Source organism: Azospirillum sp. NS33 (assembly GCF_059703765.1).
The window spans coordinates 40,261-65,648 of the sequence record NZ_BAAKJB010000003.1; the positions used below are offsets into that span (position 1 = coordinate 40,261).

Sequence of the window (25,388 nt, forward strand, 5' to 3'; positions counted from 1 at the left end):
ACGGTTGGTCGGGCATGGGCAGGCTCTGGCGCCAGGGTCGCTTGTGATCGGCCCGGGTGTATCACGGGCAATCCACAATGGCGAGGGATAAAATACACCCGCGCCACCCAATATAGCACATAACATTCATGTGAATGAAGCGGTCCGGCCAGCCCCGGGCCGGTCCCACGCGATCGGTTCCGCGACCCGGCTCCCGGCCCCGCGGGCCGGCGGCGCCGGGCGCCGGGGACGCCCGTGAGGCCGATGATCGCCACCACGGCGGGTTTGTGTCAGCCCCGAAACAACGTCGACATATCCGGATAACAATCGGGATCTAACCTTTCCTGAGGTTTGGTCGATTCGACGGCGCCGTGCCGACGGATCGCAGGGGGAGAGGCACCAATGCTTTCGGATCACGGGGTCTGCGACGCTCGGCATCGACCGGGGGACACGGCACCGCCGGCCGGGGCCTCGCCGAACCGCCCATTGCCGCCCGACCCGAACTCGTTCAACTCGCGCATCGAGGCCGCCATGCAGCATCATGATCACATTTCCCGGGCCGTCTCCACGGACCGTGAGATCACTCTGGAAGCGCTCCGCGTGTTCACCTATCTGAGCCGCCGGCTGCACTTCGACCGCTCCGTCCCGGTCCTGCAGTCCGAACTGGCGGATGCCCTCGGCATGCAGCGCCCGAACGTGAACCGGGCCATCAAGCTGCTGGAGAACAAGCAGATCCTCCTGCGCGAGTCGAAGCTGGGACGGGCCATCACGTTCCGGTTGAACCCGGAGCTGGGCGTCAGCCAGGCCGCCTGACGGAACCCGCGCCCGCCGCCGATCCCGCGCCGGGGCCCGCGTCCCCGGCGTCGGCGGGGGCGGACGGGGGCGGAGGGGGCGCGGAACGCTGCTCCGCCAGCCCCGCGTCCGCCAGCCCCGCCACGGCGTCGCGCACCGCGCCGAGCCGGGCATCGAACGACGTGTCGGCGGCACCGGCCAGCACCGCACAGGCCGTCTCCAGGTTCTCCGCCACGCCGTCGGCCAAGCGCGCCGCCGCCACCGGTGCGAAGGCCGCCGGCGCAAGGGAGTCACCGCCGGCACGCCCGCGCCGGAGGCTGGCGGCACCGTCCTCCAGGTGCCTCACCACCAGGCCGGAGAGCTGGGCGAAGACAACCGGCTTGGCCCGGCGGGCCGGGCCGAAATCCATGGCGCCGACGGCGGACAGCACGTCGGCCGGCCGGCGCAGTCGGGCCGCCACCGTCAGCAGCAGGGCATAGGGCCGGCCGGCGCCGATCCGGCCGACCTCCTGCACCGCCGCCTCGACCACCGCGGTCTCGGCGGGGCCCAGCGCCGCCATCGGCTTGGCCGGAAGGCGCCGTTTCAGGTCGGCGATGGCGGGGCCGATCTCCAGGAACGCGACGATGTCACGAGCGTGGTTGACATGACGCTCGTCGCCGTCGAGGAAGCGCCGGCGCGCCTCCGGGTCGCGGTCGGCCTCCTCCAGCGCGCCGCGCACCGCCGCCGCGGCCAACGCCCACAACCGGCAACCCACGGGGTGGAGGGCGCCGCCGTCGCCCGGCGCCGCCGTGCGCACCGCGTCGCCCAAGGCCGCAAGCTCCCCGCGGTCGCCGCGCTGCAGGACCACCCGCCACAGCGGCTCGATGACCGCGCGGTCGATGGGGCCGATCGGGATCTCCGCCAGCCCCTCCGCCTCCAGGAGGTCTTCGAAGGGATCGCAGAACAGGCGGCGCAGGGTCGGCCGCCGCTCCGGGCGCACCCGGGCCAGGCGCGAGCGCAGGCGGTCGAAGGTGTCGCGCACCTCCGGCCGGTCTCCCGCGCGTTCGAGGACGCGCACGACCTCGACGAGCTTGTCGTCGGCAACCCCGTCAAGCCGGCCCTGCAGGCCTTTCAGGGATGGCGGCGAGTCGGACATGGGAACGGCTCCGCCTGCGGTGAGCACGGGCGCACCCGTGCTGCCCGCAGCGTAGCAGAAGGGGGGCGGGGGACTCACGCCGGAAATGGGTCCTTCCGCCCCTCCCGGTTCGCGCGGGCCGGGCCGGCGCCGGTGGGGTCAGCCGGCCTCGGGGTCCACCTCCTGGCTCGCCTCGGGGCCGCCCTCGGGAACGGTGGCGGGAACGGTGGCGGGAACGGTGGCCGGGGAGGCGGCCGGGGAGGCGGCCGGGGAGGCGGCGGTGCCGGCCGCGCGGGCGGCGCGCGCCGTGGTCTCGCGGCGGTCGGGGATCAGCTCGAACAGGAGCAGCGCCCGGGCGGGAACCGGCAGGTCCTCGCCGGCGCGTCCGGTCGACAGCTCGACGCGGTCGGGCTCGGCGGTGTCCACCAGGCGCAGCCAGCGGCTGCCGCCCGCCACCTCCGGCAGGACGAACGGCACGACCTCGTGGTGGGCGTTGACGATCAGCAACAGGGTCGCGTCGGCCGCCGGCTTCTTGATGCCGGTGGCCTGGGCGCGGCCGTCCAGCAGCATGCCGAGGCAGCGGGCGTACGGGTCCTGCCACTGCTCCGTCGCCTTCTCCTCGCCGGCGGGTGTCAGCCAGGTGACGTCCTTGACGTCCAGCTCGGCGTTGTAGGCGCCGACCAGGAAACGGCCGCGCCGCAGCAGGGGATGGTTGCGGCGCAGCGTCAGCAGGCGGCGCACGAACTCGGTCAGGGCGCGGCCATCCTGGTCGATCGCCTGCCAGTCGATCCACGAGATCGCGTTGTCCTGGCAATAGGCGTTGTTGTTGCCGCCCTGGCTGCGCGCGAACTCGTCTCCGGCCAGCAGCATCGGCGTCCCCTGGGAGAAGACCAGGGTGGCCAGCAGATTGCGCATCTGCTGCAGGCGCAGTGCCTTGATGACGGGGTCGTCGGTCGGCCCTTCGGCGCCGTGGTTCCAGGACAGGTTGTGGGAGTGGCCGTCGCGGTTGTCCTCGCCGTTGGCCGCGTTGTGCTTGTCGTTGTAGGCGACGAGGTCGGCCAGCGTGAATCCGTCGTGGGCGGTCACGAAGTTGACCGAGGCCCACGGCCGGCGGCCCCGCTGGGCGAACAGGTCGGCCGACGCGGTCATGCGCGTCGCCAGCTCCGGCAGCTTGCCCTCGTCGCCCTTCCAGTAGGCGCGTACGGTGTCGCGGTAGCGGTCGTTCCATTCCGCCCAGCCCGGCGGGAAGCCGCCGACCTGATAACCGCCGGGCCCGCAGTCCCAGGGCTCGGCGATCAGCTTCGCCCGCGACAGCACCGGGTCCTGCCGGCAGGACTGGAGGAACCCGCCGCCCTGGTCGAAACCGTGCGGCTCGCGCCCGAGGATGGTGGCGAGGTCGAAGCGGAAGCCGTCGACGTGCATCTCCTCCACCCAGTAGCGCAGGCTGTCGGTGACCATCTGCAGCACCCGCGGGTGGCTGAGGTTGAGCGTGTTCCCGGTGCCGGTGTCGTTGATGTAGTAGCGCGGGTCGGGCGCCAGCCGGTAGTAGCTGGCGTTGTCGATGCCCTTGAAGGACAGGGTCGGCCCCAGCTCGTTGCCTTCGGCGGTGTGGTTGTAGACGACGTCGAGGATCACCTCGATTCCGGCGTCGTGGTAGCGCGCCACCATCTCCTTGAGCTCGGCGACGCTGCCGCTGGCGAGGTAGCGGGGATCGGGCGCGAAGAAGGCCAGGGTGTTGTAGCCCCAGTAGTTGCGCAGCCCCTTTTCCAGAAGGTGGCGGTCGTCGACGAAGGCATGGACCGGCAGCAGCTCCACCGCCGTGACGCCGAGCGAACGGACGTAGTCGACGACCTCCTGGGCGGCCAACCCGGCGAAGGTGCCGCGGTCCCGCTGCGGCACCGCCGGGTGCATCATCGTGTAGCCGCGCACGTGGGTCTCGTAGAGGACGGTGTTTTCCCACGGCGTGCAGGGAAAGCGGTCGTGGCCCCAGGTGAAGGCCGGGTCGACGACCACGCATTTGGGCATGCCGGGGGCGGAATCGCGGCGGTCGTAGGACAGGTCGGCGCGGTTGGAGCCGACGCGGTAGGCGAAATGCGCGTCGGACCAGCGCAGCGGCCCCATCAGGTGCTTGGCGTAGGGGTCGATCAGCAGCTTGTTCGGGTTGAAGCGGTGGCCGGCCCTGGGGTCGTAGGGTCCGTGCACGCGGTAGCCGTAGACCTGGCCGGGCCGGGCGTCCGGCAGATAGCCGTGCCACACCTCGTCGGTGTACTCCGGCAGCTCGATGCGCTCCAGCTCGCGCCGGCCTTCGGAATCGAACAGACACAGCTCGACCTTGGTCGCGTTGGCCGAGAACAGGGCGAAATTGACGCCGAGCCCGTCCCAGGTGGCGCCCAGCGGATAGGGCAGCCCTTCGCGCACGCGGGAACGGCGCAGGGGAGTGGGGGGGTGGGCGCCACGGCTGACACGGGAACGGTCGCTCACGGGGACTCCTCGACGCTGGGGGATCTGCGGACGGTGTCAGCCAACAACGACGGTGCGGTTCCGACGATCCACCGCGCCGCACATTTCCTGGACCTGCACCTTCGCCGAAGGGCCTTTATGATGATGGTCATAGTCGTCAAGACAGGTCGAAACCCCTGTCGCGCCCATGATATCATCACGGTCATCAAAAAAGGATAAATACAGGGGCTACCTACCCTGTCGGATGGTTGATATCGTGACAGTATTGCGGTTGTGTCGCGGCGCATCGGTGGCGGCCGGCAGGCCCGCTTCTTCTTCCCGTGGCGTGCCGACCTGAGCCGACACCTGACGCCCGCGGTGTTCCGTCCGCCTCCGCCTCCGCCTCGCCGCCGCCTGCCCAGCAGCCCAGCCACCGTTGCCCGATATCGCACACGCTATGCTCCATTCCCTGGTCCGCGCTCTCGTGCCGCCGCTGAAACCCCGCACGGCGCTTCTCGGCATCGTCGCCACCGTGGGGGTGCTCGGCGCCCTGTCATGGAGCGCTGTCACCTTCCTGGACTACCGCGACACCATCGACCGGGCGCGCGGCGACGCGGCGCGTGCGGCGGCGGTGCTGGCCGGGCACGTCGCCAGCGTGTTGGACCCGGGGGCCACGACGGTGGAGCGCGTCGCCCGACTCCTCGCCGGGGCGGACGCGGTGGCGGGGGCCGCGCTGCTGCAGGAGGCCGTGCAGGCGCCGGCCGGGGCCCTGGCGGTGGTGGATCGCAAGGGGCGGGTGGTGTTCGGTCCCTCGTCCCTGGTGCTGCGCCCCGCCGATCTGGCGGCGGCCGGCGCCGGAGCGGAAGGCGGAACGGCGCCGCGCATCGTCTCCGCCCGTGTCGACGGCCGTTGGACACTGGCGCTGGCACGCCCGATCCTGCGCGACGGTGCACCCGCCGGGGCCGTTCTGAGCGTGGTGCCGGCGGCGGCGCTGGCAGCGGTCCTGGACGCCCTCGGCAGCGGCGGCGGCGGCGGCGGCGCTGGCGCGGGGCAGCGCGCCGGGCTCTATCGCGCCGACGGCACGCGTCTGGTCGGCGACGGGCCGGCGCGATGGGGCGACGGCGAGTTCGAGCCCCGGGGCACGCGGGACCTTGCGGGGATGGCGGTGTTCGCCGGGGTGATGGAACCCCGCGACGCCGTGCTCGTCCCGTGGCGCCGCCGGCTGGAGCGCGGCGCCGTCGTGGCGGGGTCCGGCCTGGCGGCGCTGCTCGGGCTGGCGGCCCTGGGCTGGCGCAGCCTGCGCCGCGAAGAGGCCGCGATGGGCGCGTTGGCGGACTCCAAGGTGCGTCTGGAGCGGCGGGTGGAGGAGCGCACGGCCGACCTCAGCGCCCTCAACACCCAGCTGGCCGCCGCGCTTGCGGAGAAGGAGCGGGCGAACCACGCCAAGGCGCGCTTCCTCTCCGCCGCCAACCACGATCTGCGACAGCCCTTCCAGGCCCTGCGCCTGTTCCATCACCTGCTGGACGCCCGGCTGACCGACGCCCGGGACCGCGCCATCGCCGACAAGATGGCCGCCGCGCTGGACAGCGGCGAGACGCTGCTGCACGCGCTCCTGGAGGTCGCCACCCTGGACGCCGGGGTGGTCAAGCCGACCATCGACGCCGTGGCCGTCGGCCCCCTCCTGGAAAGCGCGGCCGGCCACTTCCGTGGCGCCGCCGCCGCCAAGGGGCTGGAGGTGCGTGTCCATCCCACCGCCGCGGTGGTGCGCAGCGACCCGGCGCTGCTGGCGCGCATGCTGCGCGACCTGCTGGGCAACGCCGTCGCCTACACCGCCAGGGGCAGCATCCTGATCGGCTGCCGGCCACGCGGCCAGTGGCTGCGCATCGAGGTGTGGGACACCGGCTCCGGCATCGCGGCCGAGCATCTCGACAGCATCTTCGAGGACTTCGTGCAGCTCGGCAATCCGGAGCGCGACCGCAGCCGCGGCCTCGGCCTCGGCCTGGCCAAGGTGCGGCGCAAGGCGGCGCTGCTGGGCCACACGGTGGATGTGCGGTCGCGCCCCGGCCATGGTTCGGTGTTCGCCGTCACCGTTCCGGTGGCCGCCCTGGACCCCGCGGCCGAACGCCCCGGGGCGCCGGCGGCGGCGGCGGCGGATGCGGGCCCGGCGGTGGCCTGGCGCATCCTGATGGTCGAGGACGATCCGGTGCAGCGCGCCGGCATGCAGATGCTGCTGGAGGGCTGGGGCCACGAGGTGACGGCCGCCGCCGACGGCGCCGCCGCGCTGCAGGCGGTGCGCCAGGCCGGCGCCCGCCTCCCCGACGCCATCGTGACCGACTTCCGACTGCCCGGCGCCCTCACCGGCGTTGAGGTGGTCCGCCGGGTGGGGGAGATCGCCGACCGGCCGATCCCCGGCATCATCCTCACCGGCGACACCGCGCCCGAGCGCATCCGCGAGGCGGTGGCCACCGGCTGCCGGCTGCTCCACAAGCCGTTCAGCCCGGCCCTGCTGCGCGACGCCCTGGCCGCCCTGGCGCCCCCCGACCCGCCCGGCGGCGCCGTCCGCAGCACCCGCGACGCGGCAGCCTGAGGGTGCGGGGCCGGCGGCGTCCGTTTCCGGATTATCCAATCCTTAAGTGTAGGGGCGCCAGTGTGGGGCAACCCGGAGCCGATCACCGATGACACAGCGTCCCCTCACCCGCATCGACCAGGCCCAGCTCGACGCCGTCGTCCGCCGGCACGAGATGTTCCGCAACGCCCGCATGGGCGGGGCGCGCGCGACCCTGTCGTTCTGCGACCTCTCGGGCCTGAACCTGGCCGGGCGCGACCTCGCCCACGCCGACCTGGTCGGCGCCTCGCTCAAGGGCGGGAACCTGGCCGGGGCGCGGCTGGACTGCGCCGCCATGTTCGCCGGCGACCTGCGCCAGGCGAACCTGGAAGGCGCCAGCATGATCAAGACCGACCTGCGCGGCGCCTGTCTGCGCGGCGCGATCCTGGTCGGCGCCAACCTGTTCGAGGCCGACCTGCGCGACGGGTCGCTGGCCGAGAAGGACCGTGACGGCAGCCTGCGCCTGGTGCAGGTCGAGAATGGCAAGCCGGCGGAGACCTCGGGCGCCGACCTGTCCGGCGCCAACCTCACCAACGCCCGGCTGTCCGGCGCCATGGCCATCCACACCGACTTCACCGACGCGGTGATGAAGGGCTGCAAGCTGGTGCGGGCCTCCATGCGCGGCGCCAACTTTTCCGGCTCCAACCTGGAGGGTGCGGACCTGTCGGGCGCCGACCTGCGGGGCGCCTGCCTGCGCGGTGCGGTGCTCACCGGCGCCGCGCTCACCATGACCGACTTCACCGACGCGGAGCTGGAGGACACCCTGACCGACGCGCCGGTCGGCCGGGTCATCGCCGAATTCGGGCGGCCGCTGGAGGACCTGCTGCACGACCACATCCTGTGGGTCGGCACCGGCGGCGCCCAGGGCGTCGCGCTCGACCTGTCGGAGTTCGACCTGCGCCACGCACCGTCGCTCGCCCACGCCTGCCTGACCATGCTGCGGGCGTCGCGCGCCACCTTCTACGGCCTCGACCTCACCAACGTCCAGCTCCAGGCGGCGGCCCTGGACGGCGCCGACCTGCGGGTCGCCAAGCTGACCGGGGCCGACCTGCGCGGTACCAACCTGAAGGGCGCGCGCATCAACAACGCCGACCTGCGCACCGCCAACCTGCGCCCCCTGGTGTTCGACGAGAAGCGGTCGATGCGCACCGACCTGTCCGGGGCCAAGCTGCGCTACGCCGACTTCCGGGGCGCCTGCCTGCGCGACGTCACCCTGGCCGGCGCCGACCTGTCCTACGCCAACCTGCTGGACTGCGACCTCGCCCGGGCCGACCTCAGCCACGCCAAGCTGTTCGGCGCCAAGCTGGAGCGCCGCGCCCTCGACGGCGTCGTCCTGGACGGCGTGGCCGGGCTGAAGCTGTAGGCGCCATCCGACAAGAGGGCCTCAACAGGACAGCCCCAATAAGATGCGTTGGAGCATCTTGACCGCGGCGCGGTCGGTCCGATAGGATGCAATATCGCATCTTATTGGGGCGTCCAATGCCATCGCTGATCTCCACCGCCGCAGCGCCGGCGCCCGGGCCCGCCAGCCTGCGCCGGGGCGCCGCGGCCCTTGCCCTGCTGGCGCTTCTCGGCTGCGCCCAGGTCCCGACCGATCCCGAGGGGCGCGCCGCCCATGACGACGCGAATGATCCCGTGGAGCCGGCCAACCGTGTCGTCTTCGCCGGCAACCAGTGGGTCGATCGCAACGCCCTGCGGCCGGTGGCCCGCGCGTACGAGACCTATGTCCCGGGCCGTGTCCGCACCAGCCTGGGCAGTTTCGGCCGCAACATCGCGGCGCCCGGAGTCGCGGTGAACGACGTGCTGCAGGCCAATTTCGATCGCGCCTGGGTCACCACCCAGCGGTTTGTCGTCAACACGACGGTTGGCGGTGCGGGTCTGTTCGACGTCGCCGCGGATTGGGACCTGCCGCACCACCACGCCGATTTCGGCCAGACCTTCGGCGTCTGGGGGCTCGGTCCGGGACCGAGCGTCCAGGTGCCGCTGCTGGGGCCATCGACCGTCCGCGACGTCGCCGGCGGCGTGGCCGGCATGCTGGCCAATCCGCTCGGCTTCGTGCCCGGCGAGGGGATCCAGACCGTCCTGATGGCCAACGCCGGGGTCGACCTCGTGCACAAGCGCGCCGGACTGCTCGAGGTCACCGACGATGTGGAGAGGAACGCGCTCGACCCCTACGCCGCGTGGCGCAGCATGCACGCCCAACGCCGCGCCGCTCTCGTCGAGGAAGGCCGGGCGGGCGGGCCGGCCGGCGCCGTGGTGATCGGTCCCGTGATGGCGGCTCCCGGGGCGGACTCGACGACCGACGGACCCTGAGGCTCCGGGTCCGTTCCCGGCCGTCGGCGACCCGGTACCGCCCGATCAGCCGGGCCGGACGAGCGGCAGGAAGATCTTGTCCACCCAGGCGGTCCGCAGCTCCGGTGGCGGGGGCGAGAACGTCATCACCACATGGCCGCGAAACAGATCCATCAGCAACGTGGCGACCGGGGCACCGAGTTTCTCCGGATCGATCTCGCCACGCTCCACCGCCCGGTTCAGGATCGGCGCCAGGGTTTCCTCGTCGCCCACGCGCAACGCCGCCCGGAGATCCTGCGGGGTCGACGCGGTTTCCTGGAAATATTCACTTGAGAACAACGTGAAGACGGCGGCGATGGCGGTGGCGCGCGCGGACGCCCGCTCCAGGTAAGCCAGCAAATCAGCGCGAACGCTTCCATGGTCCGCGATGGACATGGGATGCCGGTCCCTCTGCCAGCGGATCGCCGCGATCGCGAGCGTCGCCTTCCCCTCCCACCGCCGGGCGAGCACCGGCCGGCTCGTTCCGGCCCGCGCCGCCACCGCCTCCATCGTCAGCCCGGCGTACCCCCGCTCCGTCATCTCCGTCCAGGCGGCCTCCAGGAGCGCCTCCTCGAGATCCGTGCCCCGCCTCCGTCCCTTCATCGGACTCCCTCTTCAATAAGATGCGTCAATGCATCTTGACCGGCACCCGTGCGGCTGATAGGAGATACATTAATGCATCTTACTCACGGGGTGAAGGAATGACGACGGTGTTTGCGCTGCGGCGACCGTCCGCCACAGGGGCGTGGCTCGTCGTGGCCGCGGCGTGTATCGGCGGTGCGGTGCCCGCGATGGCGGGATCGGACGTGGCCGTGGAGCCTACCGGCACGGCGGACCTCGGTGTCGCCACGCCCGGGCGGGAACGCCAGGACCATTGGACGCTGGGCGCGGGGATCGCGGTGGTGCCGCGGTTCCAGGGCTCCGACGAGAGCACGGTCCAGCCGGTGCCGCTGGTCGACGTGCAGGTCGGACGGTTCTTCGCCAAGGTCGGCGAAGGCATCGGCGTCAACCTCCTCCGGACCTCCCGGTTCACGGCGGGAGCAAGCGTCACCTGGGTCCAGGGCTACGACGAGGACGACGTGCCCGCCGGCATCGAGGGGGTGGATTCCGCCCTGGGTGCCCGCATCTTCGTCACCGCGCGATTCGCAGGAACGGTCGCCACCCTCGCGGCCACCCAGGCCGTGACCGACACCGACCGTGGCCTGGTCGTCAACGCCGGTCTTGCCTATCCCATTCATGCCACCGAGCGGTTGACCATCACGCCGATCCTGGGTGCCGCCTGGGCGAACGGGCGCTCCATGGACAGCTATTTCGGGATCACCGCGACCGAGGCCGCCGCCTCGGCCCTCGCGCGCCACGATCCCGAGAGCGGCTTCAGGGATGTCTCCCTGCGCCTCGGCGCCACCTACCGGCTCACCGACAGCATCCGCGCGGTCGGTTCTGTCGGCGTGTCCCGTTTGCTCGGCGATGCGGCCGACAGCCCCCTGGTGAAACGGCAGACCCAGACGATGGCGGTCGTCGGCCTGACCTACACCTTCTAGCGCCCGCCCGTGGCGGCCCGGACGCGCGCCGGATGGCGGCGGCCAGGCCGCCCCCTCCTCCGCCGCACGATGGGCCGCACCAGGCCCCTTGGGAACCCCGGTTCGAGCTGACCCCGATGGACCGTACGTGTCACGGCGACCCGCCGGGGGCGGACGCCGGCCGCGCCCGTTGCCCCGCCCGCTGCCCGGCCCCCGACGGCGGCCGGGAGGAGGCCGGCCCGCCCCCCTGGGACCGCCCCGTCCTCGCCGCCGCCTGCCTCGCCGGCGCCGGGGTGCTCCTGATGATCCTGGCGGCGACCCTGTCCGTGCTGGACGGCGCCTAGGCCACGCCGGGTCGGCGTCGCCGCCGGGCAGGGGGTGCGGTCCGCCGCCGCACCGGGCCGTCCGGCCTATCCTTTTGATCCAAATCACGGTGCCGCCCCGGGCGGCGGTCTAGGGTCGGCGTCGTCCCACCCCGCGGGGGCGCCCGTTCGCACGGTGCACGCCCCGGCATCCCGTTCCCTTCCCGATGACCGGACTCCCATGGCGATCCGACCGGACCTGCTCACCGAACTCGCCGCGCGTCGCGAGCGCAGCGCCGCCTCGGCCAGCGAAGACAAGATCGCGCAGCGGCACGCCAAGGGCCTGCTGACGGCGCGCGAACGCCTCGACCGGCTGTTCCAGCCCGGCACCTTCCAGGAATTCGGGCGCCACGTGCTCCATGCCACCCGGCAGTTCGGGATGGAGGACAAGACGCTGCCGGGCGACGGCGTGGTCGTCGGCACCGGCTTCGTCGACGGCCGGCCGATCGCCGCCTTCTCCCAGGACTTCCTGGTGGCCGGCGGGTCGCTGGGGCGCATGCACGCCCAGAAGATCTGCGACGTGATGGACCACGCCGGGCGTGCCGGCGTGCCGCTGGTGGGCTTCAACGACAGCGGCGGTGCGCGCATCCAGGAGGGCGTCGAGAGCCTGTCCGGCTACGGCCAGGTGTTCAATCGCAACGTCCTCCTGTCGGGCGTCGTGCCCCAGGTCGCGGTGATCTGCGGGACCTGCGCCGGCGGGGCCGCCTACAGCCCGGCGCTGATGGACTTCCTCATCATGACCCGGCGCGGCGCCAGCATGTTCATCTGCGGGCCCCAGGTCATCAAGGCGGCCACCGGCCAGACCACCACCATGGAGGAGATCGGCAGCGCCGACGCGCACGCCGCGATCTCCGGCAACATCCATTTCGTGGCCGAGGACGACGACCACGCCGCCGCCCTGGTGCGCGACCTGCTGTCGTACCTGCCCTCCAACAACATGGACGAGCCGCCGCACCGCCTGGCGGCCGAGCTCACGCTCGCCGACGACCCCGTCCTGGAGCAGCTGATCCCGGAGGCCGCCAACGCCGCCTTCGACGTGCACCAGGTGATCGCCCGGCTGCTCGACGACGGCCGGTTCCTGGAGGTGCAGGCCGCCTTCGCCGGCAACATCGTCGTCGGCTTCGGGCGGATCGACGGCATGGTGGTGGGCGTCGTCGCCAACCAGCCCAACGTCAAGGCCGGGGCGCTGGACATCGACGCCGCCGACAAGGCGGCCCGCTTCATCCGCGTGTGCAACGTCTTCTCCATCCCCCTGCTGACCCTGGTCGACGTGCCGGGCTTCCTGCCCGGCGTGTTCCAGGAGCGCCACGGCATCATCCGCCACGGCGCCAAGATGCTGTTCGCCTACGGCTCGGCCACGGTGCCGAAGATCACGGTGATCATGCGCAAGGCCTATGGCGGGGCGTTCCTCGCCATGTGCTCGCGCGACATGGGGGCCGACCTGGTGCTCGCCTGGCCGACCGCGGAGATCGCGGTGATGGGCGCGGAAGGGGCGGTCAACATCCTCTACCGCCACGAGCTGGAGCAGGCGGAGGACCGCGCCGCCCGGGCGGCCGAGCTGGCCCAGGCCTACCGGCAGGAGTTCGCCTCGCCCTACCTGTCCGCCGGGAAGCTGTTCGTGCACGACGTGATCGAGCCGCGCCGCACCCGGGCGGCGGTGTCGCTGGCCCTGCGCACGCTGCTGTCCAAGCGCGAGACCCGGCCGCCGAAGAAACACGGCAACATCCCGCTGTAGGCCCGCCATGGAGCATCTCGTCTTCATCCTTTCGGGCTTCGGCACGGTGATGACCGTGCTGGCGCTGCTGTGGGCGGTGCTGGCGCTGATCGGCCGCGCCTTCGTGGCCCACGCCGCCCGCGCCGCCAGGGCGCCGGCCGGGCCGGCGCCGGCCCCGGCTCTGCCCACCGCCGGGGCGCCGGCGGTGCCGCCCCACCACCTCGTGGCGATCGCCGCGGCGGTGGCCGAGATCACCGGCGGGCGGGGGCGCGTGGTGCGCGTCCACGCCGCCGCCCACCAATCCACGGCCTGGGCCCGGCACGGACGCATCGAGCAGTTCGCCGGTCACCGGGTGCGCTGGGGCTGGAACCACCCCGCCCCGGACACGACACGCTGAGGACCTGTCATGAGACGCTTGCGCATCACGGTCGAGGGCACCGCCTACGAGGTGACGGTCGAGGAGCTGGAGCCCGCCGCATCCACCCCCACCGCGCCACCCGCCGGTCCGCCGGCGGCCGTCGTGGCGGCGCCGGCCGCCCCGGTCGCCGCCCCGGCCGCGGCCAGCGCGCATGGCGCGGCGCCCCCCGCCGCCCCCGGCGACGTGGTCAGTCCGCTGGCCGGCACCATCGTGGCGGTCGCCGCCGCGGTGGGCCAGCGGGTCGAGTCGGGCCAGCCGCTGCTGACCCTCGAGGCCATGAAGATGCAGACCTCGGTCTCGGCGCCGCGCGCCGGGACGGTGGCGTCGGTGGCGGTGGCCGCCGGGGCGACGGTTCAGGAGGGCCAGATCCTCCTGACGCTGGCGTAAGGGGGGTGCGGTGGAAGCCTTGTCCGAACTCTGGGCGCTGACGGCGCTGCCGCACCTGACCTGGAAGATGGTCGTCATGTGGGGGGTCGTCGCCGGGCTGCTGTACCTGGCGATCTGGCGCAATTTCGAGCCGCTGCTGCTGGTGCCCATCGCCTTCGGCGCGCTGCTCGCCAACCTGCCGACCGAGGGGCTGGTCAACCTGCCCGTGGGGGAGACGCCGGGCGGCCTCTACCATTACATCTCCCAGGGCATCCATCTGGAGCTGTTCCCGCCCATCATCTTCCTGGGCGTCGGCGCGCTGACCGATTTCGGTCCGCTGATCGCCAACCCGCGCACCCTGCTGCTGGGGGCGGCGGCCCAGTTCGGCGTCTTCGCCACCTATGTCGGCGCGGTGGGCTTGGGCTTCACCGCCCACCAGGCCTCGTCCATCGGCATCATCGGCGGTGCCGACGGGCCGACCTCGATCTTCCTCGCCAACAAGCTGGCGCCGGAGCTGCTGGCCCCCATCGCGGTGGCCGCCTACTCCTACATGGCGCTGGTGCCGCTGATCCAGCCGCCGATCATGCGCGCCCTCACCACCCCCGACGAGCGGCGCATCCGCATGCGCTCCCTGCGCCCGGTGAGCCGGCTGGAGAAGGTGATCTTCGCCTTCGTCGTCACGGTCGCGTGCATTCTGCTGGTGCCCGCGGCATCGGCGCTGATCGGCATGCTGATGCTGGGCAACCTGCTGCGCGAATGCGCGGTGGCCGAGCGCCTGTCCAAGGCGGCCCAGAACGAGATCATCAACGCCGTCACCATCTTCCTCGGCACCAGCGTCGGCATCACCATGACCGGGGAGCGGTTCCTCAACCCCGAGACCCTGGCCATCCTGGCGCTGGGCATCGTCGCCTTCGGCGTGTCGACCGCCACCGGGGTGCTGATGGCCAAGGGCATGAACCTGCTGTCGCGCGAGAAGATCAACCCGCTGATCGGCGCCGCCGGCGTCTCGGCCGTGCCCATGGCCGCCCGCGTTGCCCAGGTCGAGGGGCAGCGCGCCGACCCCGCCAACTTCCTGCTGATGCACGCCATGGGCCCCAACGTGGCCGGGGTGATCGGCACCGCGGTGGTGGCCGGCTACTTCATCGCCATGCTCGGCTGAGGGACGCCGGCCTTTCCCTTGCCTTCCGCGTCCGGCCGCCCGACCATGGGCCGCGCGACGGCGGGTGAACGGATGGGCGGGGGCATGGTGGAGCGCAGCACGCGTACGGCTGAGGTCCTGGCCCGCGCCGTCGCCCGCCACCGCGCCGGCGACGGACCGGAGGCGGAACGCCTGTACCGCGCGGTGCTGGACGAGGATCCGCACCACCCCGACGCGCTCCACCTCCTGGGCGTGCTGGCCCACCAGCACGGCCACCACGCCGCCGCGCTGGACCTGATCGCCCGGTCCCTGGCGCGCGACGCCGGCCGCGCCGAGGTCCACGCCAACCACGGGCTGGTGCTGCACGCCCTCGGCCGGGCCGCCGAGGCCGAGGCCGCCTACCGCCGCGCCCTGGACCGCCGCGAGGCCTACCCGGAGGCGCACAACAGCTTGGGCAGCGCCTTGCACGACCAGGGCCGGCTCGACGCCGCGGAGGCGCACTACCGCCGCGCCCTGGCGCTGCATCCGGGCTACGCCGAGGCCGTCCTGAACCTGGCCACGGTGCTGCGCGACGCCGATCGCATGGACGCCGCCGAGACGGCGGCGCGCTGCGCGGTGGCGCTCGACCCCGGCGCCGCCGCAGCGCTGGGCACGCTGGGCGTGCTGCTGAAGGAGGCCGGCCGCCCGGCCGCGGCCGAACCCTGGCTGCACCGGGCCGTCCGCGTCGACCCCCGGGACGGGGAGGGGCGGGTCAACCTGGGCCTCGCCCTGCTGGCCCTGGGTCGCCCCGCGGCGGCCGAGGCGAGCTTCCGCGCCGCCCTGGAGGCGGCCCCCGGCCATGCGCTGGCGCGCTGGAACCTGGCGCTGCTGCTGATCGGCCGCGGCGCCCTGCCCGAGGGGCGGGAGCTGTACGAGTCGCGCTTCGACCCCGGCGGTGTGCTGGCCGGGCGGGAACCCGGGGTGCCGCGCTGGCACGGCGAGAACCCGGCGGGGCGGCGCATCCTGGTGTGGCGCGAACAGGGCATCGGCGACGAGCTGCTCTATGGCACCTGCCTGCCGGACCTGGTCGGCCACGCCGGCCATGTGGTGCTGGAGGTCGACCGCCGCCTGGTCGGGCTGTTCGCCCGGTCCTTTCCCGCCGCGACGGTGCGGGCGCCGACGCTGGACGCCGCGGGGCGCGAGGCCGTGGGTCCCGCCGACGCCGACCTCCACGTCCCCATGGCCTCCCTGCCGCGGGTGTTCCGCCGGACCCTGGCCGAGTTTCCGCCGCGCCCCGGCTATCTCGTCGCCGACCCGGCGCGGGTGGCGCTGTGGCGCGACCGCCTCGCCGCCCTGGGGTCGGGCGTGCGGGTCGGCGTGTGCTGGCGCAGCCAGCGCACCCATGGCGAACGCAAGACCTATTACACCACGCCCGACCAGTGGGCGCCGCTGTGGGCGGTGCCCGGCGTGGTGTACGTCAACCTGCAATACGACGCCCGGGAGGACGAGGTCGCCCCGGCGGAGGCGGCCTTCGGCGTCCGCCTGCACCGCTGGGCCGACACCGACCTGAAGCAGGACCTGGAGGCCGCCGCCGCCCTGACCACCAACCTGGACTTGGTGATCACCGTGCAATCCTCGGTGGGCGAAATGGCCGGGGCGCTGGGCGTGCCGGTGTGGCGGTTCAGCGGCGGGGCCGACTGGACCGCCCAGGGGACGGGGTGCCGCCCCTGGTTCCCGGCCATGCGGCTGTGGCGGCCCCGCGGGCCGGAGGGGCTGTCCGGCGTGCTGGCCGCCATGGCCGCCGAGCTGGCGCGCCTGCGCCCGAGTCCGGCGGCCCGTCCCGCGCCGCGGGCGGCGGCCGCCGGCCCGTCCCTCGACGCGGTGGTCGCCGCGGCCGACCGCGAGCAGGCGGCGGGCCGCGGCGCGGAGGCGGAGCGGCTCTACCAGCGCGTCCTGGCCGCCGACGAGGCCCACCCCGGCGCGCTCTTCGGGTACGGCCGGCTGGCCGCGGGCAATGGCCGTCCCGACATCGGCGCCCACCTGATCGCCCGGGCCATCGCCGGCGGCGGCGGTTCCGCCGACCGTCACCGCGCCCACGCCGAGGCGTTGCAGGCGCTGGGGGCGCTGGCCGAGGCGGAAGAGGCGTACGGGGCGGCGCTGGCGTACGCGTCCCAGGACCCGGCGTTGCGCGGCTCCCGCGGGGTCGTGCGGCTGGCCCTGGGGCGGGCCGACGCGGCCGCCGCCGATCTGGCGGCGGCCCTGGACCGCGCGCCGGACTGGCCGGCGCTGCACGCCAACCACGCGCTGGCGTTGCACGCGCGCGGCCACGGCGCCGCGGCGCGGACGGCGTTGCGGCGCGCGCTGGCGCTCGCCCCCGACCTGGCGGAGGCGTGGAACAGTCTGGCCCACGCCGCCCTGGGGGACGACGCCACCGCGGCGTCCGTATGTGCGACGCACGCCCTGCGCCTGCGGCCGGGCTACGCCGAGGCGTACGGCAACCTCGGCCTTGCCCTGGCGGCGCTGGGCCGGGCCGGCGAGGCGGTGGAGGCCCAGCGCCGGGCGGTGGCGCTGCGCGAGGATGCCGGCACGCTCGCCAACCTCGCCCTGGCTCTGGAGGCGGCGGGGCAGGGGGACGCGGCCGGGCGGGCGTGGTGGCGCCTGGTGCTGGGCGCACCGGGGGCCACGACGGGCTGGGCGGGGCTGGCCGAGCTGCGGGCGCGCCAGGAGCGGCCGGCCGCCGCCGCCCGGGCGTGGGCACGGGCGCTGGCGGTGACGCCGGGGCGCGGCGACTGGCACTACAACCACGCCAACGCCCTGCACGCCCTGGGCCGCCCCGACGCCGCCGACGCCGCGTACCGGCGCGCCGTCGAGGCCGACCCGGCGCTGGCGCTGGCCCGCTTCAACCGGGGCTACGCCGCCCTGGCGCGCGGCGCGCTGGTGGAGGGCTGGAGCGGGCTGGAGGCCCGCTTCGCCGCCGGCCAGGCCCACCCCGACCGCCGCTTCCGGCGCCCCGCCTGGGACGGCGGCGATCTCACCGGCCGGACGGTGCTGGTGTGGCGCGAGCAGGGCGTCGGGGACGAGCTGATGCACGCGTCGTGCTACGGCGACCTCATCGCCCGGGCCGGCCGGGTGATCGTCGAATGCGACCCGCGCCTGGTGCCCCTGTTCCAGCGCTCCTTCCCCGACGCCACGGTGCGCGCGGCGAGCGACGACCCCGACGATTTCGACGTGCACGTGGCCGCGGGGTCGCTTCCCCTGCACCTGCGCCGGTCCCTGGCCGACTTCCCGGTCGGGCCCGGCAGCTGGCTGCGCGCGGACCCCGGCCGGGTGGCGGGGCTGCGCGCCGGCCTGGGGCCGGGTCTGGCGGTCGGCCTGTGCTGGCGCAGCCGTCTGCGCGGACGCGACCGCGACCGCGGTTACACCCGTCTTGACGATTGGGCGCCGCTGGTCGCCACGCCGGGGGTGCGCGTGGTGGTGCTGCAATACGACGACTGCGCCGCCGAGATCGCCGCCTTCCGGGAGCGGTTCGGGGTCGCACCGCAGCGGGTCGAAGGCCTCGACCTGATGACCGACCTGGACGGGGCGGCGGCGCTGACCGCGGCGCTGGATCTGGTGGTGTCGGCGGGAACCTCGGTGGCCGAGATGGCCGGTGCGCTCGGCGTGCCGGTGTGGCGGGTGGGGGCGCGGGGCGAGTGGACGGCGCTGGGCGCGGCCGTGCGCCCCTGGTATCCGGCGATGCGCCTGTTCGCACCGGCCGCCGCGGAGGGCATGGCCGATCTCCCCGCCCGGGTGTCGTCAGCGCTGACGATGATCCGCGTGACGGATGATTGTTCGTAAAAACGAAAAAGTGTTTTGCGCTGATGCGGGGTGCCGCTTCCCGGTGTCACCGGGTAGCCTGGGAATCCTTGGGTTGTCGACCCCGGCGCAATCGATCGGCTCAGGCCGGGGGCGTCATCACGACCTGCGGTCGCCGCCTTCCCGCGGCGGCCGCATTTCTTTCGGCTCTGTGAGCGAGCATTGGTGACGAGCGCCGCCGCGGGGCGTCCTCTTGTCGGTGCTGGTAGAGCGAAGGCTACGGTACAGAGGGCTGCCAAGTGCTGCCGATGGCTGCGGGCTCATCGACGCTGTCCGGCAGGTCGGTGAAGACGCGTGAGTCCCCTGAGCGCCGATCACGGCCGGATCCTTGGGATAGGACGGGTCGCTGGTCAACTCGTCGTAGACCGCATCGATCACGATCAGCCGCATGTCGAGCGCCAGAAGCAGTTCCAACCGGTCGGCCACCCAGAGGCTGTTGAACGGCCCCGCATCTGGAATGATGACGGTGCACCGCTTCACGACTGCCGCCAGAGCTTGGCGAAGGCCACGGCTTGGTTCTCGACGTCATGGGGCGGTCGCGCCTCCATGGCTCACATATACATGTGAACGCCTCGTGCGGCGTCAATGCCACGTCACACCACGGCGTCGGCGTCCAGCACCGCCCGCGTGCGCTCCACCATGAAGTCGGCGAACACGCGCACCTTGGCCGGCAGCAGGCTGCGGTGGGGGTACAGCACGGCCAGGGTCACCGGCTCGGGCGGGAGATCGGGCAGGACCACCTCCAAGGCGCCGCTGCGCAGATGCTCCGCGACCTCCCACACCGGCTTGAGCGCGATGCCCTGGCCGGCCAGCGCCCAGGCGGTCAGCACGTCGCCATCATCGGCGTCGAGCGGGCCGGCCACCGCCAGGGTCATCGGCCCGTCGCCGCTCTGCAGGGTCCAGCGGTACTGCTGGGAGCCGGGAAAGCGGAGCTGCAGGCAGGCGTGGTCCAGCAGGTCCTCCGGCCGCTGCGGCCGGCCGCGGGCGTCGAGGTAGGACGGGGCGGCGCAGAGAACCCGGCGCAGGTCGGCGATGCGGCGCACCACCAGGCTGCTGTCCTTCAGCACGGCCATGCGGATGGCCACGTCGGCGGCCTCCCGCAGCAGGTCCAGCAGGTGGTCGGACAGGCGCAGCCGCACCTCCACGCTGGGGAAGGCGGCGCGGAACTCCGGCACCAGGGGGGCGAGCACGCGCCGGCCGAAGCCCAGCGGCGCCGTCACCCGCAGGGTGCCGGTGGGCAGGGCGGCCTCCCCGGCCACCCCGCTGGTCGCCCGCTCCACCGCGTCCAGCACCTCCAGGCAGCTGTCGTAGAAGACGACGCCCGCCTCGGTGGACTGGACGCGCCGGGTGGTGCGGTTGAGCAGGCGCACCCCCAGGTGCTCCTCCAGCTGCTGGATGCGGTGGCTGACCACGGCCGGCGACATGCGCAGGTTCCGCCCCGCCGCCGACAGGCTTCCCAACTCCACCACGCGCACGAACACGCGCATGTTCTCCAGCAACGCCATCCCGCTCCCCCGTCCGACCGGCCATGGTAGGCCCGCCGGGCGTGGCGCGGGAAGGGCAAGCCGCGGCGGCGCCCGGCGGCACGCCGTCTCAGGGGCGGATGACGAAGCGGGTGTCGGGGTCGCCGGTCCACGCCTCCGCCACCCGGTCGAGCGGCACGCTGGCGAAGGGGGGTGCGAAGCCGGCGGCCGGGGCGGCGGCCAGCAGGTCGCCGGCGCCCGCCAGCAGCTCCGCGACCGACGCGCTGCCGATGCCGCTGCCCAGCAGTTCCAGCCCGGACCCGCGCAGCGTGTCGCCGCGCAGCGGGATCACGTCGCCCGCTGCGGTGCCGAGCTGGACGTAGCGCAGGCGCGGCGCCCCGGTCCGAGTCCCGGGCCGGCCGGTCGCCGCGGCCAAGATGCGGCTGGCCGGTTCGCCCCAGACGAAGTCCAGCACCACGTCCACGCCGCAGTCGAAGGCGGCGCGCAGGGCGTCGTCGGCGTCACCGTCCAGGGCGATCCGCACCTCCGCGTCGAGGGTGTCGAGCTTGGCGCGGCTGCGCCCCACCGCGACCACCCGGGCGGCGCCGAAATGGCGGGCGACGTGCACGGCCATCCGCCCGGCCGCGCCCGTCGCCCCGTTGACCAACACCGTCTCGCCGCCGCTGAGCGGCGCGCGGCGCGACAGCGCGACCCACGAGGCGAGGCCGGCCGTCGCGATGGCGGCGGCCTGGTCGTCGGCCAGGGCGTCGGGAACCGGCACGGTCATGCCGCGCGCCACGAGGGATCTCTGCGCCATCGAGCCGAACGGCGCCTTGGGGAACAGGAAATAGACCCGGTGCCCGTCCGGGGTCGTGCCGACGCCGTCGACGCCGGGGACGAATCCGGCGGTGGCGCCGCTCGCGTAGTGGGTGCCCGCGGCGAGCCCCTTGACGATCGGGCTCAACGGCGCCGCGCCGACGGACACCACGACGTCGTCGGTGCCGGCTTCGGCGTCCGGCTCCCGGAACGCGCCGACCTCCGGCCCGTCGCCGAAGGTCCTGATGATCGCTGCTTTCATGGTCGATGCCCGCATCGGTGTTCCGGCCTCCCCGCTGGAGACCATGTCGCAGCAAGAGATGGACACACCATCGGGAACGATCTATGCGTGGAAATCCGTCCTTTGTTCGCGATCGTCCGAGATGCCCATGGACCCCCTGTCCCAGGTGCTCGCCCTGCTGAAGCCGCGCAGCTACATCACCGCCGGTTTCGACGCCGGAGGGGCGTGGGCCCTGTCCCTGGACGACCTGGCCGGCCGGATCAAATGCTACGCGGTGATCAAGGGCGCGTGCTGGGTGACGCTCGACACCGGCGACGACCCGGTCCGGGTGGGCGAGGGTGACTGCTTCGTGCTTCCCAGCGGCCGCCCCGTCCGCATCGCCAGCGACCCGGCCGTTCCCGCGCTGCGCGCGAGCGAGGTGCTGGACCCGAACCGGAGCGGCGAGGTGGTGGTCTGGAACGGCGGCGGCGACGTGTTCCTGGTCGGCAGCCGGTTCGAGGTCAACGGGCGCCACGCCGAGGCGCTGCTGCGCACGCTGCCGCCGCTGATCCGGGTGGAGACGTCGGGCGACCAGACCAAGCTGCGGTGGTCCATCGAGTGGATGATGGAGGAGCTGCGGGAGGCGCGGCCCGGCTCCTCCCTGGTGGCCCAGCACCTGTCCCACATGATGCTGGTGCAGGCGCTGCGCCTCCACCTCGCCGGCCGGTCCGACACGGATGTCGGGTGGTTCGCCGCCCTGGCCGATCCCCAGATGAGCGCGGCGATCGCGGCGATGCACGGCGACCCCGCCTTCGCCTGGACCCTGCCCGCCCTGGCGCGCAGGGCCGGGATGTCGCGGTCCACCTTCGCCCAGCGCTTCCGCGACACGGTCGGGGAGACGCCGATCGCCTACCTCACGCGCTGGCGGATGATGCTCGCCGGGGAACGGCTGATCGAGGGGCACGACACCATCGCGCGGGTGGCCCTGTCGCTCGGCTACACCTCCGAACACGCCTTCAACACGGCGTTCCGGCGCACCATGGGCTGTTCCCCCCGGCGTTACGCCCGGGACAGCCGGGCGGTGCCCGGCGCCTGACGCGGGTGGGTCACTGGGGCGCGGCGGCGCCGGCCGGCGGGGTGAAGTGGCGCAGGAAGTCGAGCAGGACGGCGACGGCGGTGTCGGCGTCTCCGGCGGTGATGGATTCCGCGGGGTTGTGGCTGATGCCGCCCAGGCAGCGCACGAACAGCATGCCCACCGGGCACAGCGCCGCCAGCGCCATGGCGTCGTGGCCGGCGCCGCTGGCCAGCCGCCGGGGCCGGATGCCCTGGCGCGCCACCGCCGCCTCCAGCTGGGCGATCAGCGGGGCGGCGCAGGCGGTGGCGGCGGCGTCGTGGGTGTGTTCCACGGCCAGCGCCACGCCGCGCCGCCGGGCGATGGCCTCACACGCGCCGAGGATCTCGGCCAGCGCCGCCCGCCGCGCGGCGTCGTCGGGCGACCGCACGTCCAGGGTGAAGACCGTGGCGCCGGGGATGACGTTGACCGCGCCCGGCCGCGCGTCGATGCGGCCGACGGTGGCCACCAGGTCGGGCTCGGCGGCGCCCCGCGCCTCCACCGCCAGCACCATCTCCGCCGCCGCGGCCAGGGCGTCGCGGCGCAGCGCCATGGGCACCGTGCCGGCGTGCCCGGCCACGCCGGTCACCGTCAGGGCCGCCCGCGAGGCGCCGTTGATGGCGGTGACCACGCCGACCGGCAGCCCCTCGGCCTCCAGCACCGGGCCCTGCTCGATGTGCACCTCGACGAAGGCCAGGACGTCCTCCGCGTGGTAGGCGGCGGCGGGCAGGGCCGCGGGGTCGCCGCCGAAGGCGGCCAGCGCGTCGGCCAGGCGCACCCCGTCGCCGTCGCGGGCCACGGCCACCGCCGCGAGGTCGAGGGTGCCGGCCACGGCGCGGCTGCCGGTCAGGGTGACCGGAAAGCGCACCCCCTCCTCGTCGCCGAAGCCCAGGACCTCCACCGCAAACGGCAGGCGCTCGCCCCGCCGGTGCAGCTCGGCGACCGCGGCGACCCCGGCCAGCACGCCGAAATTGCCGTCGTATTTGCCGGCGTTGCGCACCGTGTCGATGTGCGAGCCGATCAGCAGGGCCGGGGCGCCGGGGGCGGCTCCCTCGTAGCGTCCGATCACCGTGCCGGCGGCGTCGAGGCGCACGCTCATCCCCGCCTCGGCCATCCAGCCAGTCAGCCGGTCGGCGGCGGCCCGGTGTTCGGGCGTCAGGTAGAGCCGGGTCAGCGCACCCCGCTCCGCCGAATGGGTGGCGAAGGCGTCGAGCCGGGCCATCAGTCCGTCGCTCACGGCAGGATCTCCGTCAGGCGCAGCCGCACGATGCGTTCGACCTGGTCCAGCGCGGTCGCGAATTCGGTGGGCGCGTCGTTGCCGACGCGCGCCGCGAAGGCGTCCAGGATCCCGGCCCGGGTGCGGCCGCGCACCGCCATGATGAAGGGAAACCCGAAGCGCGCCGTGTAGGCGTCGTTCAGCGCCGTGAAGCGGGCGAACTCCGCCGGCGTGCAGCGGTCGAGCCCGGCCGCGGCCTGCTCGGCCGAGGAGTCCGCGGTGAGCCCCCCGGCCACGGCGAGCCGCCCGGCGAGGTCGGGGTGGGCGCGCAGGACGCCCAGCTGGCGCTCCCGCCCGGCGCCGCGGAACGCCGCGCACAGCGCGGCGTGCAGGCCCTCCGCCGTGTCGTGGACGGCGGTGATGCCGCGCGCCCACGCCGCCTCGGCGACCCAGGGCGAATGCTCGAACACCCCGCCGAAGGCGGCGACGAACGCCTCCCGGTCCATGGTGCTGGGTGTCATCCGCTCCTCCGCCGCCTGCGCACCGCAGCATAGCGCGGACCGCCACGGTGGCGCTTTCCTGTTTGCTTTGAAACTGTGTTCGCGATCCCGCGCGGAAGCGGCCGCCGGCGCGCATCTTTCGGAAAACTTTGAAACAGCTGGCGATACCATGCTGCGATGCAGCGGCAGCCCGCGCCGCGCCGCCGTGGTAGAATCAACGGACGGAGTGTCGTGGAAGGGGCCGGCAATGGACGCGTTCGCCTGGGACTGGGTCAACTTCATGGTGCGCTGGCTGCACGCGGTGGCGGCCATCGCGTGGATCGGCTCGTCGTTCTACTTCATCCACCTCGACGCCAGCCTGCAGCGGCGCGAGCACCTGCCGGCCGGAACGGCGGGCGAGGCGTGGCAGATCCACGGCGGCGGCTTCTACAACATGGTCAAGTACATGGTCGCCCCGGCCCACCTCCCCAAGGAGCTGACCTGGTTCAAGTGGGAGGCCTACACCACCTTCCTCAGCGGCTTCGCCCTGCTGGTGGTGCTGTACTGGCGCGAGGCCGACCTGCTGCTGATCGACCCCGCGGTCCTGGAACTGGAGGTCTGGCAGGCCATCGCCCTCTCGCTGGGGTCGCTGGTGCTGGGCTGGGTGGTCTACGACCGGCTCTGCAAGTCGCCGCTGGGCGACCATGACGGGCGGCTCGCCGCCGTCGGCTTCCTCTTCCTGGTGGCGGTGGCCTGGGCGCTGACCCTGGTGTTCAGCGGCCGCGGTGCGCTGTTGCAGGTGGGGGCGCTGATCGGCACGATGATGGTGGCCAACGTGGCCATGACCATCATCCCCAACCAGCGCAAGACCGTCGCCGCCATGCTGCGCGGCGAGGCGCCGGACCCCATGCTGGGCAAGAAGGCCAAGCAGCGCTCCCTGCACAACAACTACCTGACCCTGCCGGTCGTTTTCCTGATGCTGTCCAACCACTACCCGCTGGCCTTCGCCACCCGGTACAATTGGGTGATCGTGGCGGTCGTGCTGGTGGTGGGGGCGGCGATCCGCCATTTCTTCAACATGCGCCACGCCGGCCGGCCGACCCCGTGGTGGACCTGGGGGGTCGCCGCGGCGGGCATGCTGGTGGCGGCCTGGCTGGGCAGCTTCGGCCCGAACCGCCCGGTGACCGCGGCCGAGGCCGCGGCCGCGCCCGTGCAGTTCGCGGAGGTGGAGGAGATCGTGTTGTCCCGCTGCAGCATGTGCCACGCCGAGACCCCGGTGTGGGAGGGCATCCCGGCGCCGCCGCGCGGCGTGGTGCTCGACACCCCCGCCGCCATCCGCCGCCACGCCGCGCCGATCGGCATCCAGGCCGGCCTCAGCGAGGCCATGCCGCCGGCCAACATCACCGGCATCACCCCAGAGGAACGGCGGGTGCTGGCGCTGTGGGCCGCCGATCCCGCCGCCGCCCGGTGA

At 73.6% G+C, this 25,388-nt stretch carries 21 protein-coding genes; 13 read left to right on the forward strand and 8 right to left on the reverse strand.

What is annotated here, in order from left to right:
* Positions 1 to 579 precede the first annotated feature (579 nt).
* Entirely contained in the window at positions 580 to 792 is a 213-nt protein-coding gene (locus AC6H2I_RS04165; protein ID WP_497499313.1) for a helix-turn-helix domain-containing protein, read from the forward strand.
* On the opposite strand, the gene AC6H2I_RS04170 is transcribed toward AC6H2I_RS04165, so the two are convergent.
* Both AC6H2I_RS04170 and glgX read right to left on the reverse strand, forming a co-directional pair.
* Positions 776 to 1,906: a hypothetical protein gene (locus tag AC6H2I_RS04170; protein WP_497499314.1), complete on the reverse strand. Its 1,131-nt coding sequence runs from the start codon at positions 1,904 to 1,906 to the stop codon at positions 776 to 778. The two genes, AC6H2I_RS04165 and AC6H2I_RS04170, sit on opposite strands and share 17 nt — an antisense overlap.
* 138 nt (positions 1,907 to 2,044) lie before the next feature.
* Entirely contained in the window at positions 2,045 to 4,366 is a 2,322-nt protein-coding gene (gene glgX, locus AC6H2I_RS04175) for a glycogen debranching protein GlgX (RefSeq protein WP_497499315.1), read from the reverse strand.
* A 415-nt stretch (positions 4,367 to 4,781) separates the two neighbouring features.
* Between glgX and AC6H2I_RS04180 the strand changes: the two genes are divergently transcribed.
* The 3 genes from AC6H2I_RS04180 (at position 4,782) to AC6H2I_RS04190 (ending at position 9,242) form a co-directional block, all read left to right on the forward strand.
* The gene (locus AC6H2I_RS04180) at positions 4,782 to 6,911 is read left to right on the forward strand and encodes a hybrid sensor histidine kinase/response regulator (RefSeq protein ID WP_497499316.1); all 2,130 of its coding nucleotides are present in this window, start codon (positions 4,782 to 4,784) and stop codon (positions 6,909 to 6,911) included.
* A gap of 88 nt (positions 6,912 to 6,999) precedes the next feature.
* The gene (locus AC6H2I_RS04185; RefSeq protein ID WP_497499317.1) at positions 7,000 to 8,292 is read left to right on the forward strand and encodes a pentapeptide repeat-containing protein; all 1,293 of its coding nucleotides are present in this window, start codon (positions 7,000 to 7,002) and stop codon (positions 8,290 to 8,292) included.
* Between the two features lie 116 nt (positions 8,293 to 8,408).
* Positions 8,409 to 9,242: an MlaA family lipoprotein gene (locus AC6H2I_RS04190; RefSeq protein ID WP_497499318.1), complete on the forward strand. Its 834-nt coding sequence runs from the start codon at positions 8,409 to 8,411 to the stop codon at positions 9,240 to 9,242.
* Between the two features lie 45 nt (positions 9,243 to 9,287).
* Here AC6H2I_RS04190 and AC6H2I_RS04195 read toward each other — a convergent pair whose 3' ends face one another.
* Positions 9,288 to 9,863: a TetR/AcrR family transcriptional regulator gene (locus AC6H2I_RS04195; RefSeq protein WP_497499319.1), complete on the reverse strand. Its 576-nt coding sequence runs from the start codon at positions 9,861 to 9,863 to the stop codon at positions 9,288 to 9,290.
* A 203-nt stretch (positions 9,864 to 10,066) separates the two neighbouring features.
* On the opposite strand from AC6H2I_RS04195, the gene AC6H2I_RS04200 reads away from it, so the two are divergent.
* The 7 genes from AC6H2I_RS04200 to AC6H2I_RS04230 all read left to right on the forward strand — a co-directional run bounded on the left by AC6H2I_RS04200 (position 10,067) and on the right by AC6H2I_RS04230 (position 18,594).
* Positions 10,067 to 10,801: a MipA/OmpV family protein gene (locus AC6H2I_RS04200; protein ID WP_497499320.1), complete on the forward strand. Its 735-nt coding sequence runs from the start codon at positions 10,067 to 10,069 to the stop codon at positions 10,799 to 10,801.
* A gap of 116 nt (positions 10,802 to 10,917) precedes the next feature.
* On the forward strand, positions 10,918 to 11,124 hold the full coding sequence (locus AC6H2I_RS04205) for a hypothetical protein (protein WP_497499321.1): 207 nt from the start codon (positions 10,918 to 10,920) through the stop codon (positions 11,122 to 11,124).
* Between the two features lie 199 nt (positions 11,125 to 11,323).
* Positions 11,324 to 12,877 carry an acyl-CoA carboxylase subunit beta gene (locus AC6H2I_RS04210; protein WP_497499322.1) on the forward strand — a complete coding sequence of 518 codons (1,554 nt, stop codon included), beginning with the start codon at positions 11,324 to 11,326 and terminating at the stop codon, positions 12,875 to 12,877.
* A gap of 7 nt (positions 12,878 to 12,884) precedes the next feature.
* Positions 12,885 to 13,253, forward strand: coding sequence for an OadG family transporter subunit (locus AC6H2I_RS04215; RefSeq protein WP_497499323.1), 369 nt, complete (start codon positions 12,885 to 12,887; stop codon positions 13,251 to 13,253).
* A gap of 9 nt (positions 13,254 to 13,262) precedes the next feature.
* A complete protein-coding gene (locus AC6H2I_RS04220) occupies positions 13,263 to 13,661 on the forward strand; it encodes a biotin/lipoyl-containing protein (RefSeq protein WP_497499324.1) in 399 nt (132 codons plus the stop codon).
* 10 nt (positions 13,662 to 13,671) lie between these two features.
* The gene (locus tag AC6H2I_RS04225) at positions 13,672 to 14,799 is read left to right on the forward strand and encodes a sodium ion-translocating decarboxylase subunit beta (RefSeq protein WP_497499325.1); all 1,128 of its coding nucleotides are present in this window, start codon (positions 13,672 to 13,674) and stop codon (positions 14,797 to 14,799) included.
* 84 nt (positions 14,800 to 14,883) lie between these two features.
* Entirely contained in the window at positions 14,884 to 18,594 is a 3,711-nt protein-coding gene (locus tag AC6H2I_RS04230) for a tetratricopeptide repeat protein (protein WP_497499326.1), read from the forward strand.
* Between the two features lie 117 nt (positions 18,595 to 18,711).
* On the opposite strand, the gene AC6H2I_RS04235 is transcribed toward AC6H2I_RS04230, so the two are convergent.
* The 3 genes from AC6H2I_RS04235 to AC6H2I_RS04245 form a co-directional block, all read right to left on the reverse strand.
* Positions 18,712 to 19,092: a hypothetical protein gene (locus tag AC6H2I_RS04235; protein WP_497499327.1), complete on the reverse strand. Its 381-nt coding sequence runs from the start codon at positions 19,090 to 19,092 to the stop codon at positions 18,712 to 18,714.
* Between the two features lie 113 nt (positions 19,093 to 19,205).
* On the reverse strand, positions 19,206 to 20,117 hold the full coding sequence (locus tag AC6H2I_RS04240) for a LysR family transcriptional regulator (protein ID WP_497499328.1): 912 nt from the start codon (positions 20,115 to 20,117) through the stop codon (positions 19,206 to 19,208).
* A gap of 88 nt (positions 20,118 to 20,205) precedes the next feature.
* The gene (locus AC6H2I_RS04245) at positions 20,206 to 21,153 is read right to left on the reverse strand and encodes a hypothetical protein (protein WP_497499329.1); all 948 of its coding nucleotides are present in this window, start codon (positions 21,151 to 21,153) and stop codon (positions 20,206 to 20,208) included.
* Positions 21,154 to 21,274: 121 nt separating this feature from the next.
* Between AC6H2I_RS04245 and AC6H2I_RS04250 the strand changes: the two genes are divergently transcribed.
* Positions 21,275 to 22,207, forward strand: coding sequence for an AraC family transcriptional regulator (locus tag AC6H2I_RS04250; protein WP_497499330.1), 933 nt, complete (start codon positions 21,275 to 21,277; stop codon positions 22,205 to 22,207).
* Between the two features lie 10 nt (positions 22,208 to 22,217).
* On the opposite strand, the gene AC6H2I_RS04255 is transcribed toward AC6H2I_RS04250, so the two are convergent.
* Positions 22,218 to 23,459: an allantoate amidohydrolase gene (locus AC6H2I_RS04255; RefSeq protein ID WP_497499331.1), complete on the reverse strand. Its 1,242-nt coding sequence runs from the start codon at positions 23,457 to 23,459 to the stop codon at positions 22,218 to 22,220.
* Positions 23,456 to 23,959, reverse strand: a complete 504-nt coding sequence (uraD, locus tag AC6H2I_RS04260; RefSeq protein ID WP_497499332.1) for a 2-oxo-4-hydroxy-4-carboxy-5-ureidoimidazoline decarboxylase — start codon at positions 23,957 to 23,959, stop codon at positions 23,456 to 23,458. Before uraD ends, AC6H2I_RS04255 begins: the two co-directional genes overlap by 4 nt.
* 226 nt (positions 23,960 to 24,185) lie before the next feature.
* Here uraD and AC6H2I_RS04265 point away from each other — a divergent pair, with 226 nt between their 5' ends.
* Positions 24,186 to 25,388 carry a urate hydroxylase PuuD gene (locus AC6H2I_RS04265; protein ID WP_497499333.1) on the forward strand — a complete coding sequence of 401 codons (1,203 nt, stop codon included), beginning with the start codon at positions 24,186 to 24,188 and terminating at the stop codon, positions 25,386 to 25,388.